Source organism: Bacillus sp. AK128, from assembly GCF_053903075.1.
Map to the genome: position 1 here is coordinate 1,939,241 of NZ_CP096379.1, position 13,753 is coordinate 1,952,993.

The following is a 13,753-nucleotide window of genomic DNA, read 5'->3' on the forward strand; positions in this document are numbered from 1 at the left end:
TCAAAAGGATAGCTTTAATGGCATAACCAACCAAAGCAAATAAAAACAAGAGCCTTAGCGATTTATTCCTCGAGCTCTTTTTGTGTGCTTTTGTATCGTTAATGCTCGTACTATGTATACTATGAAATTAGGACTGAGGGTCCTCTATAATCTGGTGCGGACCCTCAGTCCTCTAATTCAAGTGAAATTGGTGAAAATGCCGACAAAGTGGACCCAGTGTCCTCTATTTGCTCAAATGCGCGTAATTTTCACTATAATTGCTCTAAATAGAGGACTGTGAGTCCGCAACAAGTTCAAAACGACTAGAAATCGCTGATATAGAGGACTCAGGGTCCGCATGAGAGTCTACGCGGACATTTGGTTTAGCTTTTTGACTTTATTGTGTGAAACTCTTTAGTTGTTTAGACTGCATATAAAGGTCTTACAATAGCAGAAGGAACCTTCTAGTCAGAATGTTCTTCTTCTTTTTTCGTTTGTTGCTGCTCTTTCTTTTTATCAACATGATTAAATGCTTGATAGCAAGCCCACATGATGACATATGCGGATGCACTACCGGCAAAGAAAAATGCTAATGGTGGGATGATTCGGAAAATAGAATACAGCAACACTAGCCCAAGTGCCATGACGATATTATAAAAAGGGTTTACTAGAAATAGAAGTAGAGAGTTTTTGAACAATTGAACAATGGTAATTTGATAGTGTACATAAGTAGGCAAAATATATAGAACTAGGAACAAAAAGACGCCCACCAGCAATAAAAATGGATATTTGCTAAATTGTACGAGCGGTTCTGTACTTGAAAAGATGATTTTGCTTTCTATATAGATGACCAGGCCTACGCTTACTAAAATAGCACCAATGATATTTGCTTTTACCCAGTCATTCTTGTAAGAGTTCCAAAATGCCGGAAAGATTTTGATATCGATCTCACCCTTAATCCATTGTCGAACGACTGTGAACATGGCAATCGTGGAAGGAAAAGTTCCAAGAGCAACGAGACCTAATACAGAAAAGGAAATCCATAGCAAATTGACATACGCTAACCTCATAATCCATTCACAAACTCTGTATATAAAAACAGTAACGTAATTCAAGTTTAGGACAACTCCTTAGGATTAACACTACTTCTATTATAGCTTTATATGGTTGTAAGGGACATAGAAATAATCTTGAAGCTGGATATATGCTATGTAGAAATGTAGGTTAAGAAGACAATACTAAGGATTAAATATAAAACTATGTTCCATCTACCCTATCGATAGCCAGATTCGTCCGTCAAATGTGATTTTCCTATTCACTATTGTAGTTATCTTCATTACCTAACCTCATTAAATGTATATCTCTAATGATATGAATGACCGACCGGGTAACCATTAGGATACTTCCGGCTAGAAAAAAAGATATAGCGATTACTCTGTTTATTTTAATTAAAAATAGGATACTTCCAACCATATATAGTAGGCCTTGGAATATATTATTTAGGTAGTAGAATAATTGATAACGATTTTTTATGATCATTTTCTTTTTTCTTAATTGAATTTGAATAGTTTGTTCATCTAATGTGGTTCTGTTTTTTAGCTTCTTTAACATTTTTTCACCCATTCGGTATTTCTACTCTTAATTTTCCCTTTTGTGTGGTTTTAAAACTATTATTCTTTTCATGTGAATTAATAGAATGAATTTCCTATCACATCGTAAAGTAGGCTAACCTTGTTATTATGATTAAGCATTTGAAGATTAAATGTAATGACTATGGTAAAATTGGTTTTCATAATTTTTATGCACAAAACAACCTTTTAAAAAAACCATACGATATAATGAAAGTAATATTTGTGTATTTAGGAGAGCTTTTATAACAATTGTAAACATGATGGAATATAAAGATGTTATAATGAACCGTTACTTTCAATTGTAGATAGCGTTACCAAAAAACACTATTTGAAGAAATTAATTCACACGCGTAGAATTAAGATGGATTAAAAAAAGAGAAAAGAACGAATAGTAGTTGAAGTAAGTACATTTATCAAGTATGTAAGGGAGTTCATGTTTTATGAAAACATTACAACAAGTGAAAACAATAGTTCGATATCAAAAAGACGAAAAAGTGTATTATGGATTAGTTGAGAATGATGAAATTATCCAGCTTGCCAGCGATTTTTCCGAAATTGTTAAAAATGAGTTAAAATATGATGGCGTAAGGCTTAAATATAATGAAGTAAAGATTTTGGAGCCAGTTGTTCCTTCAAAAATTGTAAACTTTGGTTGGACTTATGCTGCACACGCGATAGAGACTGGTGGAGAAGCCCATCTACGTGAACCATTTCTGTTCCTTAAGCCAGCATCCTCAATGATTCCAGATGAGGGTGAGATTATTCTTCCATCTACTGATTTAACAAATCAGGTAGAATTAGAGGGAGAAGTTGCACTTGTCATTGGAAAACGAGGAAAAAATATAAAAGAAGAAGATGCCTTAGATTATGTGTTTGGCTGTACAATTTTTAATGATGTAACAGCAAGAGACCTTACTAAAACAGATCCGCAGTTTACAAGAGGAAAAGGCTTCGATACGTTTGGTCCATTAGGTCCCTATATTGTAACGGGAATCGATCCGACGAATCTACGAATTGTCACCAAGTTAAACGGAAAAGTCGTTCAAGATGGTAATACGAATGAGATGTCATTTTCGATACCTTTTCTAATTAGCTGGATTTCAAAGGTTATGACCCTGGAGCCGGGAGATATTCTCGCAACTGGTTCACCTTCAGGAAGCTGTCCAATGAAATCAGGCGACACTGTAGTCGTAGAAGTAGAGAAAATCGGTAAGCTTCGTAATTACGTTAAGTAGGCCTAGGCCATTGTAACAATAACTTGTAAAGGATTGTTATAGTTATAATAAAATGACTTGTAGGGAGAGCATGTAAGTGCTCTCTTTTTTCTGTATAAGCTTTCAAATTCGACTAACCTTTCATCATTTATTAAAATAGTAGATAATAATAAAAGATTCACCTACTTAATAAGGAGACAACTATGACCAAAAATAAAGCAGCTTTTTTTGACATCGATGGTACGTTTTATCGGGACTCATTACTTATTGAACATTTCAAGAGAATGATTAAGTATGAAATTATATCGCCATCTGTTTGGCATGAACAAGTGAAACATACTTTTCAGGATTGGGATAAGCGTCAAGGTAATTATGATGTGTACCTTCTCGATGTTAGTAAAATTTACGTTGAACATTTAACCAATGTATCAAAGGAAGATATTGAGTTTATAGCAAAGCAGGTGATTCGCCTAAAAGCGGATCGAGTGTATAAGTACACTAGAAAGCAAATTAAATGGCATTTGGAAAATGGCGACAAAGTAATCTTCATTTCCGGGAGTCCTGATTTTCTCGTATCTAAAATGGCTGAAAAGTATCATGCTACTGATTATCGTGGGTCGACTTATCATATTGATGAGCAAGGGTTTTTTAATGGTAAGGTTCAACCGATGTGGGATTCTGTGAATAAAGAGAAGACCATCATTGAGATGGCGGAAAAGCATAATATCGACTTAGACCAAAGTTATGCGTATGGTGATACAAACGGTGATTTAACTATGTTCAAATATGTTGGGAATCCTGTTGCAATTAATCCTGCTAAAGAATTATTAGCAGCGATAACCGATCAGGAAGATTTAAGAAACAAGATACGTATTATCGTCGAGAGAAAAGACGTAATTTATCAAATTGACCCTAAGTCAAATTCTGTTACTTTTGATTAGGGATATTGTGACTCAAAACTTAAAAGGTTTTGGGTCATTTTTGTATTAAATGTAAAAATATCCCTATCCTTTGATGATATAATATATATAACGTTTTAAAGGCAGTTAACCATCTTTTGGAGGTAAAACCATGATACAAAGAATATCATTGGAAAACTCAATGAACATTAACGTCAAGCACGAACTTAACAAGCACAATCAAACTATCTTATTTCTGCACTTTAGTGGTGGAACTTTACATATGTGGAATGGTGTCTTTCCTCTCTTTGAAAACGAATATAATATCATCGCACCAGATTTTCGTGGACATGGAGAGTCAGATAAACCTCCAACAGGCTATCATATAGATGATATGGCTCATGATATCGTTTTACTACTAAGAGAGTTAAAGGTCTCGAAATGTCATATTGTTGGAAGTTCGATGGGGGCGGAAGTAGCTCTAAGTATAGCAGCATCTCACCCAGACTTAGTCAGCTCAATTATATGTGAAGGAGCTCTATGCAATGAGTTTGGACCACTTGGATTATTTAATGGAAGTAAAGAGGAAATCATTATTGAAAAGAATAGACAGAATATCGAACTAAAGAAGAGAGTCATGCCTATGCATGAAAGTAGACCAGATTATGTTGAAGAACTAGTCCAATCATTTAAGAAACAAGGCTTTTATAATGAATACTTTTCAAGATTCATAGACAGTTGTATAGAAGAATCAGCTGAAGGCTTTTATACAAGCCATTATAGAAATCACGTTCGAATAGAATATATACAAAAGTATTGGGAGCTAAGGTTTGAAGATTACTATAAAAGGGTAACATGTCCTATTTTATTCCTTCCAAGTTCGGAGGAGTGGCAAAACGAAACAATTAAAAAATCTTTGGCCGCCTTTACTTCTCATTTACATAAATACGAGATTTCCCATATTAAAGACTCCGTCCATGCCTATGTATGGATGCAACAACCTAAAATTGCAGGTATAGAGGTAAAAAGATTCATAGAATCTATTTAATGTTCGGATGTAGGGTTTTTGTTAATTCTCACGGTACGGTGTTTTATACGGAAGTTTAATGTCATTAATATGAAACTTAAATAAGTTGCAAACCGTATATAGAAATAGAGTGGGTTGTATCGATTTCTAAAAAGGAGTGAATGAAAATGGTACCGATTATATTATCAATTATATTAATCATTTCATTTATCTTTTCCTTATCTATTTTGCTTAAAAAGAGAAAGAAGGCAGGTATAACAGGGGTAAAAAGTGCCTTAACGTCAATTTGTTTTTATCTAATTGGACTAATAAATCTTCTCGCGTATTGGTTTAATTTTATAGGGTTATTAAATTGGACTATTACTGTTATTTTGTTGATTTTAGGTGCTTATTTTACAAAATATATGCCGGTATCTGAGAAATGATCAAAAGCTAATTGTTCTAATTAGGATTAACAAATTAAGATTTTATGATTTTATGTAACAAAAAGCAATATGGAGAAAGTTACATATTGCTTTAATTTTTCCTCTTATAAGAAATTTAAGTTTTGTACATTTTAGTTTTTAGTAACCTAAACGATTTTTGAACAAATTCTTTGATCTGAATTTTTCCTTTTACAAGCTCATATTCAACCTCAAATTGATCTCGATCACAAAGGTACTGTTCTCCGTTCTTATCTGTGATTAGATAATCCCCTGGGAGCCCCTTCATTGTACCATTCGATGTCTCAAGTGTTAGAGATCTTTTAAGTTTCACAGCTTCAACGATAATTGGTTTTTTTCTATACTTAGGCAATGGAAACCCACCTCCTTTTCTATACAGTATTAAACTATGCAAAAAGGGGCGAATGTGTATAGGCTATAGTTGTCTTAGTGCGTTTTTAAAATAAGATTCGAATTATTGGTTATTATATGGACTTAATAAGTCGTTCATTTTATGAGACGCATTAATTTAAAAGGCTCTTTTAAAAAGATGGTTTTATTTGAATAGCTTTGTTAAAACATTTAGTTGATTGGAGCGGAAGGTACTCGACTCCTGCGGGAGATAGAGGGAAGCGTGAGACCCCGCAGGCGAAGCCGAGGAGGCTCACGTCCCTCCCCGCGGAAAGCGAGTGCCTGCAGCGGAAATCAACGGACCCAGTATAAATTTATTTTTTGTTAAAAAAGCAACAAAGTATACGAAAACAGTCATTTAAAAAGAGTAATTCCTTCGCTTATTGAATAATGGGAGCAGGTGTACTAATGAATTGTAGTAGCGTTTTGTACCAAATCGAAGTTGCAATCAAAACAGTCATCAAAATAATAGATACATTAGATGAAGGCGATTTACAAAAAAGACCAACAGGTAGCAAGCATTCTGTCGGTGAGTTATTGGAACATATTGCGGTGATTTGTGAAGCCGACTGGAGAATTTCTAAAGAGGCAACCCAAGAAGAGATGGAAAAATTTTATTCAACTATATCATATAAAAGCCTAGATACAATTAAGGTTGGCTTGCTTACTAACTTTGAATCTCTTAAAACAAATTATATGAATTTATCGGATGCAGACCTTCTATTTCAAACTACTTCTTATTGGGGAGTCACTTACACAAGGTATGAATGGTTGTTACAGATCTTATCACATATTTATCATCATAGAGGGCAATTACACGCAATGTTGGTCCACTGTTATGATCAAGACCCGAAGATCTCAATGTTTGAATAACATGTTCAAAGACTGAAATGACAGCAATCTTCGAACTTAAATATTTACACTAGTTGTTACCAGGGAGGTAAGAAAATGCAGTGGAAATTAAGAATACCAATGATGCTTTTCATTTTTGGATTAGTTTCAGGAATTTATCAATATTACCCAAATATAATAATCTTCAAAGAAAATTACCTTCTGAACAGTATACAATACTTAGCTTCAGTAGGACTCCCAATATATTTGTTAGAAAAAATAGGCGTAAATGATAAAAAGGTAAACTTTCTATTTGGTATTATAATAATTTCAGGACTGTTAATAGATTACTATACGATGTAGGAGGAGATGTATTGAATAAATATCTGAAAATTACACTTGGTGTATTGGGTGTGATCTTGTTAGGGATTGGAATACTTGTCATTTCCTTTGTTATAGAAATGAAGCCTGATCATGATGAAGAAGAAAAGGTAAAGGCTCAAGCTGAGCAGTATTTAGAAGATGCATTTACTGATCAATTTGAGGTATATGATACTGTGTATGACAATATGGGAAACTTTGAATTTGAATATGCGGCGAAGGTTAGGGATCACAAAACTAATACAACATTTTTAGTTTATTATGATGACGAAACACAACAAATGGTCGACACTTACAATGCTGATAAATGGAGGGATGATATAGAAACTGAATTACGTCCATTTATTATAGAAAATTTTGGTGAAACAGCTAATTTGTTAGTCTATATCAATGATAAAATTGGCCAGGAATTGGGGATTGACCCTGTTAATCCTAAAAGTTACAAAGAGTTCGACATTACACCTACCATACGTATTAGTGTTCCCCGAAACAGAAGCGACGAAGACGAAATACTTCTTAATGAGCTCATATCATTTATAAAAAGCGAAGGTGGATTACAACATGGTTTAGTTATCTTAGAGTATATTGCTGAGAATGGTGTAATTTTAGATGATGAATGGGGAAAAGAGTTTTAACAGTATATTTTTCTCGAATTACGATTGCGTTGATCCAAGGGAATCTATCTGAAAAGTTGGTTGCATGTCTATCCCAAAAACATACTTATGACAGAACGGATTACCTACGAATAAAAGTGCACTTCAAAAAGATTAATAACATAATGACCTTTAGGAGTTATGAGGTGAAGGTATGAAGAAAAAATTAGTCATCGGAACTTTATTATTGATAGTAATTATTTTAATTCTCTTAAATATTTATCAGTATTTTAAAGATACAATCCATTCAGAATTATTATCAGATTTAGAGGGTACGATTTACTATACCGAAAGAGTTGATGGCGTACTTACTTTATTTAAGTCGGATGCTGCACTGAAGAATAAAGAATTACTATATAGCCATAAAGGAAAAGGAAAAGACAGTTACGGAGACTATAATGATAATATCTTAGACTTTTATTATGATAAAACCAGTAAAACTATTTACTTTATAGCTATGGACGAAGGTTCATGGAGTTTATTTTCCTTAACGGAAGGAGCAAATCAACCGATTTTGCTGGAGAAAGAAATTATGGAAACTGATACAGATTATATAGAAAATCAATTTAAAAACCTTACAGCTTCTTCGAAGAAAGGGACCCTTTATCTTTCAGAAAATGGAAGTGAAAAAACGATAAAGAAATTCTATGGGATATACGATGAAAAATTAACTGGATATCACCCTATTGGGTTTTCACCAGATGGAAAATATTTAGTTTATTCTTCAATGGAACATTTGACACCATTAGGCAGCCTGTTAGAAGGTTTTGTTAGTAATTCTTTTGGGGAAATTTATATAATGGATTTAACAACAATGAAGAGTACCAAATTCATAGATGCTTATAAAATCCAATGGATTATAGAGTGAATTTATTTATGTCTTAGGCTGTAAAAGACCAAATATTACATCTTTAATTTTTACGATCTTGTGGATTAAATTTCATATCGCACCTCGGAAAGCGAGTGTCCTGTAACGAAAATCAACAACGAAGTTTAACACAGCCAAAATTTAAAGTTAGAAGAATTAAAGGAGTGTAAAGATGTATTTATTATTATCGATCATTCTAGCTGGTATTCTAGGATTTGTCTTACTAATGATGGGTCCTCTTGTAGGTGGTTTAATTGCCTTCGCTATTGTAGGAGGTTGTTTGTTTAGAGGCCTATATTTACTTCAAGATATCCACAAAAGATTAGAAGTAATAGCACCCAAAAGAGACAAAGTTCAAAAGGCTATTGATCATTATTTAATGGAAAAAGATAATTAACGTGACTATTAAAATTAAGTTATATGATTGATTAGCAACCAGTCGTGATTACATGGTTATAGAAATTGATGGATATGATCGTCATTTTCTTCTTAACTTTTACAAGTATTTTGTAGACTCCACAATTTTGAGCAAGTCCCATATGATGTCAATATCAAGGTTGAGTTTGTTATTGATACTAATACAGAAAGATTATACTCTCCGTCCTATTAAGGAGATGAGTAAAAAGGAGTTTTAGAGCACATTTTAGGGGACTCTATATAAAACAAATCTCCTTTGTGAAGATGATCATGTAGGAGGCATCATGAAGAAAAAACTATTTTTAATTATACTATTTATTTTTGTACTAATTTGTATAATGTATTTACAAGATAAAGCTTTGGGGAAACACGTTACTGTAGAAGAAGTTAAACAGTACTTTGTAACTTATGAAACCGTTGTTCAAGACTTTTTTAAAGACCCCTCGGAAGTGAAAATAGAAAAGGTATATAAGGCAGAGGATGAGTTTACTAAATCTTACTTCTCACTAGCAACTAGAGATAAGAGATTTTATGAAAAAATCTTACATATAAATCCTATACCTAGTGAAAATGAATTAGCTGAATTAAAAGGAAAGTATTCTTTAGTAGCTGATTTTAACAAACAGATTGAAAACATAGCTATAACAGAAGTATTTAAAGCTAATGACTTTTCGAAATTACTTCAAAAGGCCAAAGAAATAGAATACTATCAGGATGAAGATATTTCTATAAAGGTATTAGACGAGGGTCAGTATTTAATCACTATAGATGGAAGTTTTAATACCGATATAGTAAGAAACTATTTTATTATAAAATCTGAAAATGGTAATTATTTTTGGAAATCTCCAAATCCTTATTCAATTCAGTATAGAGATCAAGAACTAACAATACATTCTGGTGGGGTACGCTATAAAATTATTACTGATCTTGTTCAATAATGTTTATTTAATGATAGTGTAGTCTCGTGTAATCTTATACTACTAGAAAAGAGCTGACAGTTTTCTGTTAGCTCTTTCCTTATTTGTGAAATTGTTATTTTAATGGATTAATCTTCAAAAGTCTCATTGCATTTAGTACCACAAGTACAGCTGCCAATACATCGGCTAAGGCTACTACAAGTAATGAGGCAAAGCCAGGTACAATTAGGATCATGGTTAAAAAGTTAATACCATTTGAGAACCAGATGTTTTGTTTAATATTTCGAAGAGTGGCTCGACTTAATCGAATGGTAAAAGGAAGCTTTGTTAAGTCATCGGCCATTAACGCAATATCAGCTGTTTCTAGTGCTGCATCTGTTCCAGCTACTCCCATTGCAATTCCTAAGTTTGAAGTAGCAAGTGCCGGAGCGTCATTTATGCCGTCACCGACCATGGCAATTTTCCCGTATTTTTTCTGTAGTTCCTTAATTGCCTTCACTTTGTCTTCAGGAAGTAACTCAGCATGAAATTCATCCACTCCAATTTTAGAAGCAATTGCTTGGGCAGTTGCCTTGTTATCACCTGTTAACATAATGGTACGTTCAATGCCTGCTTCTTTTAGGCGAGCAATGGCATCCTTACTAAGATCACGTACTTCATCAGCAACGGCAATGACACCAAAAATCTTTTCCTTCGTTCCCAGTAGCATGGCTGTTTTTCCTTCTTGTTGAAGTCGCTCCACATCTGCTGAAAATTGAGTAATGTCAGTACCTAACTCACTGAATAACCTTGGATTTCCAATATAGTAGGTGATTCCATTTACTACACCTTGAGCTCCTTTTCCGGTAATAGAAGTAAAATTCTCTGCACCAGGGAAAGACAGTTTTTCACGCTCTGCCTTACGGACAATGGCTGCAGCTAATGGATGCTCTGAATATTTTTCCAATGCTGCGGAGATGGATAGTAAATCTTTTTCCGATGTCCCGACAGCAGTAAGGATATCTGTTACCTCGGGGCGCCCAACAGTAAGGGTTCCTGTTTTATCAAAAGCAATGGCTTTAATAGCTCCTGCTTCTTCTAGAAATACCCCACCTTTAATTAACACCCCGTTATTGGCAGAGTTCCCAATCGCAGAAATAATGGAAACTGGACTTGATATGACGAGGGCACACGGACAAGCTGCAATTAGAAGTGCGAGCCCACGATAAATCCAATCTCCCCATACTCCGTCAAAAAATAGAGGTGGAACAATTGTAATTAGTACAGCTAGTGCAATAACAATAGGGGTATAAACTTTTGCAAAGCGATCAATATATTCTTGGCTTTTTGCTCGTTGACCTTGGGCTTCTTGAACAAGATGAATAATCTTAGCTAAGGTAGTATCTTCAACACGTTTGGTTACTTTTACTTGAATAGAGCCTTGTTGGTTGATCGTTCCAGCGAATACTTCACTACCTACTGTTTTTTCAACCGGCATGGATTCACCAGTAATGGCTGCTTGGTTAATAGAAGATACCCCTTTAACGATTGTCCCATCCATGGCGATTTTTTCACCTGGTTTTACGATCATAATATCATCAACTAGGATTTCTTCGACAGGAAGAAGCAGTTCCTCTCTATTTCTAATAATGGATGCTTCTCGTGGAGCTAACCCCATTAATGCCTTTATAGAGTTACGGGCTTTTTCTAACGTATAGACAGAAAGGGTATTACTAAGTGAGAAAAAGATAACGACTAATGCCCCTTCAATCCACTCACCAATTGCAATTGCTCCGATGACTGCAATTGTCATTAAGACATTCATATCAAAATTTAGTTTTTTAAATCCGTATAGTGCACTTCGAGCCGTCTTATATCCACCAATGATAATCGAAAGGGCCAATAAGCTGATTTCGGCTGTTGAATAGCCAGCCATTCCGATCAACCAGCCTGCAAGAAAAAGAAGCATAGACGTACCCGTAATAATGGAATCCTTGTGTGACAGGAAGAAAGGCTTTTCTTCGTCTTCTTCCTTAGCCCCCATAGGTTTGGCGGAGACTCCTTCTTTCTCGGCTTCTTTTATAACCAGTTCATGTGGTACGTCACCCTCGACAATCAGGTTTGAGGCGCCAAAGTTAATGGTAGCTTTAATGGTACCGGGTAAATCAGACACTCTCTGCTCAACCTGAGCAGCACAGCCAGCTCAGTGAAGGCCTGATAAAAGATAGGTAGTTCGTGGTGCTGAGTTCAATTGTTCTTCGGTTTTCATACTACATTCCTCCTTTCAAAAACTATTTGATCAATTGATCATTCTGATTACACGTTGACATTTCTCCAGATAATCCCTTGAGGATTACCTCAGCTTGTAACAAGAACTGTTCAATCTCATTATTCTGAATACTGTAGAATGTATATTTTCCTTCCTGACGACTTTTTACAATTCCGCAGCCTTTGAGACAGGATAGATGTTGGGAAATGTTTGATTGATTTCCACATTTACCTGAGGTAAACTCAACGATTTCTGAGACTGTTTTTTCTCCTTGTTTTAAAGAATCCAGAATGGAGAGTCTAGTCTTATCGCCAAAACCTCGAAAAAATTTTACTTGTAGCTCTATGAAATTAGTTGATTCATCTGTCATAAAGACACCACCTTGTATATTGTATTAGTGACTGCTAATATGATATATTAAGCACATATTAGCAATTACTAATACGTTAGTCAATAATTATGATATTAAGGGTAAAGGAATATGTGAATCATTTACCAGGCCTATTTAATTGTGTTCGAGGATTGAGGTACCTTATGATAATATACGATGTCAGTGTAGTAAGGTCCGGTCAAGCAGGGCTTGAATTCAAAAAAATTAATAGAATTGTCATGTTTTGATAAGTAATTGAGGTTCAACTTGCCTTATAATTTGAAGGAAACTTAAGAGTTTGGAGCGATGATCATGGGAAAACAGCAAAAAAAGAAGATGACTCCAGTTAAACTAGCAGTCTTCATCACAATCGCAACATTTATTTTACTTTCAGCTTTAGTCGTCCTTTCAAACAAGGCTAATGATTCTGCCGGAATCGTTAAGTTTGAAAAGACACCACCAATTGAAGGACAACCAATTCTTGGTGATCCGGATGCTCCTGTGACTGTAATAGAGTTTGGTGATTTTAAATGCCCAGCATGTAAGTTATGGGGCGAAACTGTATATAATGACCTTGTAAAGGATTATGTGGACACTGGTAAAGTTAAATTTGTTTATATCAATGTTCTGTTTCATGGTAAAGAATCACAACTGGGTTCCCTTGCGGCGGAAACAGTTTGGAAACAAAATCCAGACATTTATTGGGAGTTTCATAAGAAGTTGTTTGAAGCACAACCGAGTAGAGAACAGCATGATGCCTTATGGCTAACAAAAGAGAAGGTCGTAGAAATCGCTGAATCTATTTCAGAGATGGATGTAGATCAATTTAAGTCGGAGTTAGAGAAGCTTACAGAAATTGAAGAATTGAATAAAGACAATAGATTGGTAGAGGAATTTGAAGTAAGCCTTACACCAACTATTTTCGTTGAAGGGACAGCTCTTGAGGACCCATTCGATTACGACAAAATAAAAAACCTAATTGAACAACAAATGAAGGAACAATAAAAATGAACCAAATGAATCCTCAAAAGAATCAAATGTTCCTCTATTTAGCTTGGTTTATTTCGCTAGTTGCTACATTTGGGAGTCTCTATTTTAGTGAAATAAAAGGATTTATTCCTTGTGAATATTGCTGGTATCAGCGCATCTTGATGTATCCACAAGTGTTAATCCTTGGAATTGGAACATTTCAAAATGATCAATCCGTCATAAGATTCTCCTTGCCTTTATCCATTTTAGGTTGGTTTATATCACTGTATCACTACCTTGTACAAAAAGTTCCGGGTTTTGCTGAAATCAAACCATGTAAGAGTGGTGTACCATGTTCGGGTGAGTATATCAATTGGTTTGGGTTTATCACCATACCATTTCTTGCATGGGTAGCCTTTAGCCTAATCATCATATTCTTATTATTAATGAGAAAAAAATAATCAATTGTTAAGGGTTCGATAGGAAGAACCCTTTTTATTTTATTTTTGAAAGAAG

Annotated in this window: 16 protein-coding genes and 1 pseudogene; 12 read left to right on the forward strand and 5 right to left on the reverse strand. The window is 34.6% G+C overall.

What is annotated here, in order from left to right; genetic code table 11:
* Positions 1-443: 443 nt before the first annotated feature.
* Both M1D60_RS09630 and M1D60_RS09635 read right to left on the reverse strand, forming a co-directional pair.
* On the reverse strand, positions 444-1,094 hold the full coding sequence (locus tag M1D60_RS09630) for a YesL family protein (protein WP_456278943.1): 651 nt from the start codon (positions 1,092-1,094) through the stop codon (positions 444-446).
* A gap of 196 nt (positions 1,095-1,290) precedes the next feature.
* Positions 1,291-1,602, reverse strand: coding sequence for a YrhK family protein (locus M1D60_RS09635; protein ID WP_456278944.1), 312 nt, complete (start codon positions 1,600-1,602; stop codon positions 1,291-1,293).
* Between the two features lie 448 nt (positions 1,603-2,050).
* On the opposite strand from M1D60_RS09635, the gene M1D60_RS09640 reads away from it, so the two are divergent.
* The 4 genes from M1D60_RS09640 (at position 2,051) to M1D60_RS09655 (ending at position 5,175) form a co-directional block, all read left to right on the forward strand.
* Positions 2,051-2,845 (forward strand): fumarylacetoacetate hydrolase family protein, encoded by a 795-nt coding sequence (locus M1D60_RS09640; RefSeq protein WP_456278945.1) that lies wholly within the window; start codon positions 2,051-2,053, stop codon positions 2,843-2,845.
* 182 nt (positions 2,846-3,027) lie between these two features.
* Entirely contained in the window at positions 3,028-3,765 is a 738-nt protein-coding gene (locus M1D60_RS09645; RefSeq protein ID WP_456278946.1) for an HAD family hydrolase, read from the forward strand.
* A 130-nt stretch (positions 3,766-3,895) separates the two neighbouring features.
* Entirely contained in the window at positions 3,896-4,771 is an 876-nt protein-coding gene (locus M1D60_RS09650) for an alpha/beta fold hydrolase (protein WP_456278947.1), read from the forward strand.
* A gap of 146 nt (positions 4,772-4,917) precedes the next feature.
* Positions 4,918-5,175: a hypothetical protein gene (locus M1D60_RS09655; protein WP_456278948.1), complete on the forward strand. Its 258-nt coding sequence runs from the start codon at positions 4,918-4,920 to the stop codon at positions 5,173-5,175.
* A 115-nt stretch (positions 5,176-5,290) separates the two neighbouring features.
* Here M1D60_RS09655 and M1D60_RS09660 read toward each other — a convergent pair whose 3' ends face one another.
* Positions 5,291-5,545, reverse strand: a complete 255-nt coding sequence (locus M1D60_RS09660) for a hypothetical protein (RefSeq protein ID WP_456278949.1) — start codon at positions 5,543-5,545, stop codon at positions 5,291-5,293.
* Positions 5,546-5,991: 446 nt separating this feature from the next.
* On the opposite strand from M1D60_RS09660, the gene M1D60_RS09665 reads away from it, so the two are divergent.
* From M1D60_RS09665 to M1D60_RS09690, 6 genes are all read left to right on the forward strand, one after another.
* Positions 5,992-6,456, forward strand: a complete 465-nt coding sequence (locus tag M1D60_RS09665) for a DinB family protein (RefSeq protein WP_456278950.1) — start codon at positions 5,992-5,994, stop codon at positions 6,454-6,456.
* Positions 6,457-6,531: 75 nt separating this feature from the next.
* Positions 6,532-6,777 carry a hypothetical protein gene (locus M1D60_RS09670; RefSeq protein WP_456278951.1) on the forward strand — a complete coding sequence of 82 codons (246 nt, stop codon included), beginning with the start codon at positions 6,532-6,534 and terminating at the stop codon, positions 6,775-6,777.
* An 11-nt stretch (positions 6,778-6,788) separates the two neighbouring features.
* On the forward strand, positions 6,789-7,430 hold the full coding sequence (locus M1D60_RS09675) for a hypothetical protein (RefSeq protein WP_456278952.1): 642 nt from the start codon (positions 6,789-6,791) through the stop codon (positions 7,428-7,430).
* A 172-nt stretch (positions 7,431-7,602) separates the two neighbouring features.
* Positions 7,603-8,316 (forward strand): hypothetical protein, encoded by a 714-nt coding sequence (locus M1D60_RS09680; RefSeq protein ID WP_456278953.1) that lies wholly within the window; start codon positions 7,603-7,605, stop codon positions 8,314-8,316.
* Between the two features lie 172 nt (positions 8,317-8,488).
* Complete coding sequence (locus tag M1D60_RS09685) at positions 8,489-8,713, forward strand: hypothetical protein (protein ID WP_456278954.1); 225 nt, start codon at positions 8,489-8,491, stop codon at positions 8,711-8,713.
* 304 nt (positions 8,714-9,017) lie between these two features.
* On the forward strand, positions 9,018-9,671 hold the full coding sequence (locus M1D60_RS09690; RefSeq protein ID WP_456278955.1) for a hypothetical protein: 654 nt from the start codon (positions 9,018-9,020) through the stop codon (positions 9,669-9,671).
* 94 nt (positions 9,672-9,765) lie between these two features.
* Here M1D60_RS09690 and M1D60_RS09695 read toward each other — a convergent pair.
* Positions 9,766-11,826: pseudogene (locus M1D60_RS09695) on the reverse strand (heavy metal translocating P-type ATPase); the annotation flags it as partial.
* A gap of 94 nt (positions 11,827-11,920) precedes the next feature.
* Complete coding sequence (locus M1D60_RS09700; protein ID WP_456278956.1) at positions 11,921-12,268, reverse strand: ArsR/SmtB family transcription factor; 348 nt, start codon at positions 12,266-12,268, stop codon at positions 11,921-11,923.
* 312 nt (positions 12,269-12,580) lie between these two features.
* Here M1D60_RS09700 and M1D60_RS09705 point away from each other — a divergent pair, with 312 nt between their 5' ends.
* On the forward strand, positions 12,581-13,273 hold the full coding sequence (locus M1D60_RS09705; RefSeq protein ID WP_456278957.1) for a thioredoxin domain-containing protein: 693 nt from the start codon (positions 12,581-12,583) through the stop codon (positions 13,271-13,273).
* 2 nt (positions 13,274-13,275) lie between these two features.
* Positions 13,276-13,698, forward strand: coding sequence for a disulfide oxidoreductase (locus M1D60_RS09710; RefSeq protein ID WP_456278958.1), 423 nt, complete (start codon positions 13,276-13,278; stop codon positions 13,696-13,698).
* The last annotated feature ends 55 nt before the right edge of the window (positions 13,699-13,753 follow it).

What these genes read in the sequence shown, in the direction of transcription:
- M1D60_RS09650 (WP_456278947.1), top strand. Translation starts at nt 3,896, where the DNA reads ATGATACAAAGAATATCATTGGAAAACTCAATGAACATTAACGTCAAG.
- M1D60_RS09690 (WP_456278955.1), top strand. Translation starts at nt 9,018, where the DNA reads ATGAAGAAAAAACTATTTTTAATTATACTATTTATTTTTGTACTAATT.
- M1D60_RS09635 (WP_456278944.1), bottom strand. Translation starts at nt 1,602, where the DNA reads ATGGGTGAAAAAATGTTAAAGAAGCTAAAAAACAGAACCACATTAGAT.
- M1D60_RS09705 (WP_456278957.1), top strand. Translation starts at nt 12,581, where the DNA reads ATGGGAAAACAGCAAAAAAAGAAGATGACTCCAGTTAAACTAGCAGTC.
- M1D60_RS09700 (WP_456278956.1), bottom strand. Translation starts at nt 12,268, where the DNA reads ATGACAGATGAATCAACTAATTTCATAGAGCTACAAGTAAAATTTTTT.
- M1D60_RS09680 (WP_456278953.1), top strand. Translation starts at nt 7,603, where the DNA reads ATGAAGAAAAAATTAGTCATCGGAACTTTATTATTGATAGTAATTATT.
- M1D60_RS09640 (WP_456278945.1), top strand. Translation starts at nt 2,051, where the DNA reads ATGAAAACATTACAACAAGTGAAAACAATAGTTCGATATCAAAAAGAC.
- M1D60_RS09655 (WP_456278948.1), top strand. Translation starts at nt 4,918, where the DNA reads ATGGTACCGATTATATTATCAATTATATTAATCATTTCATTTATCTTT.
- M1D60_RS09645 (WP_456278946.1), top strand. Translation starts at nt 3,028, where the DNA reads ATGACCAAAAATAAAGCAGCTTTTTTTGACATCGATGGTACGTTTTAT.
- M1D60_RS09685 (WP_456278954.1), top strand. Translation starts at nt 8,489, where the DNA reads ATGTATTTATTATTATCGATCATTCTAGCTGGTATTCTAGGATTTGTC.
- M1D60_RS09710 (WP_456278958.1), top strand. Translation starts at nt 13,276, where the DNA reads ATGAACCAAATGAATCCTCAAAAGAATCAAATGTTCCTCTATTTAGCT.
- M1D60_RS09670 (WP_456278951.1), top strand. Translation starts at nt 6,532, where the DNA reads ATGCAGTGGAAATTAAGAATACCAATGATGCTTTTCATTTTTGGATTA.
- M1D60_RS09665 (WP_456278950.1), top strand. Translation starts at nt 5,992, where the DNA reads ATGAATTGTAGTAGCGTTTTGTACCAAATCGAAGTTGCAATCAAAACA.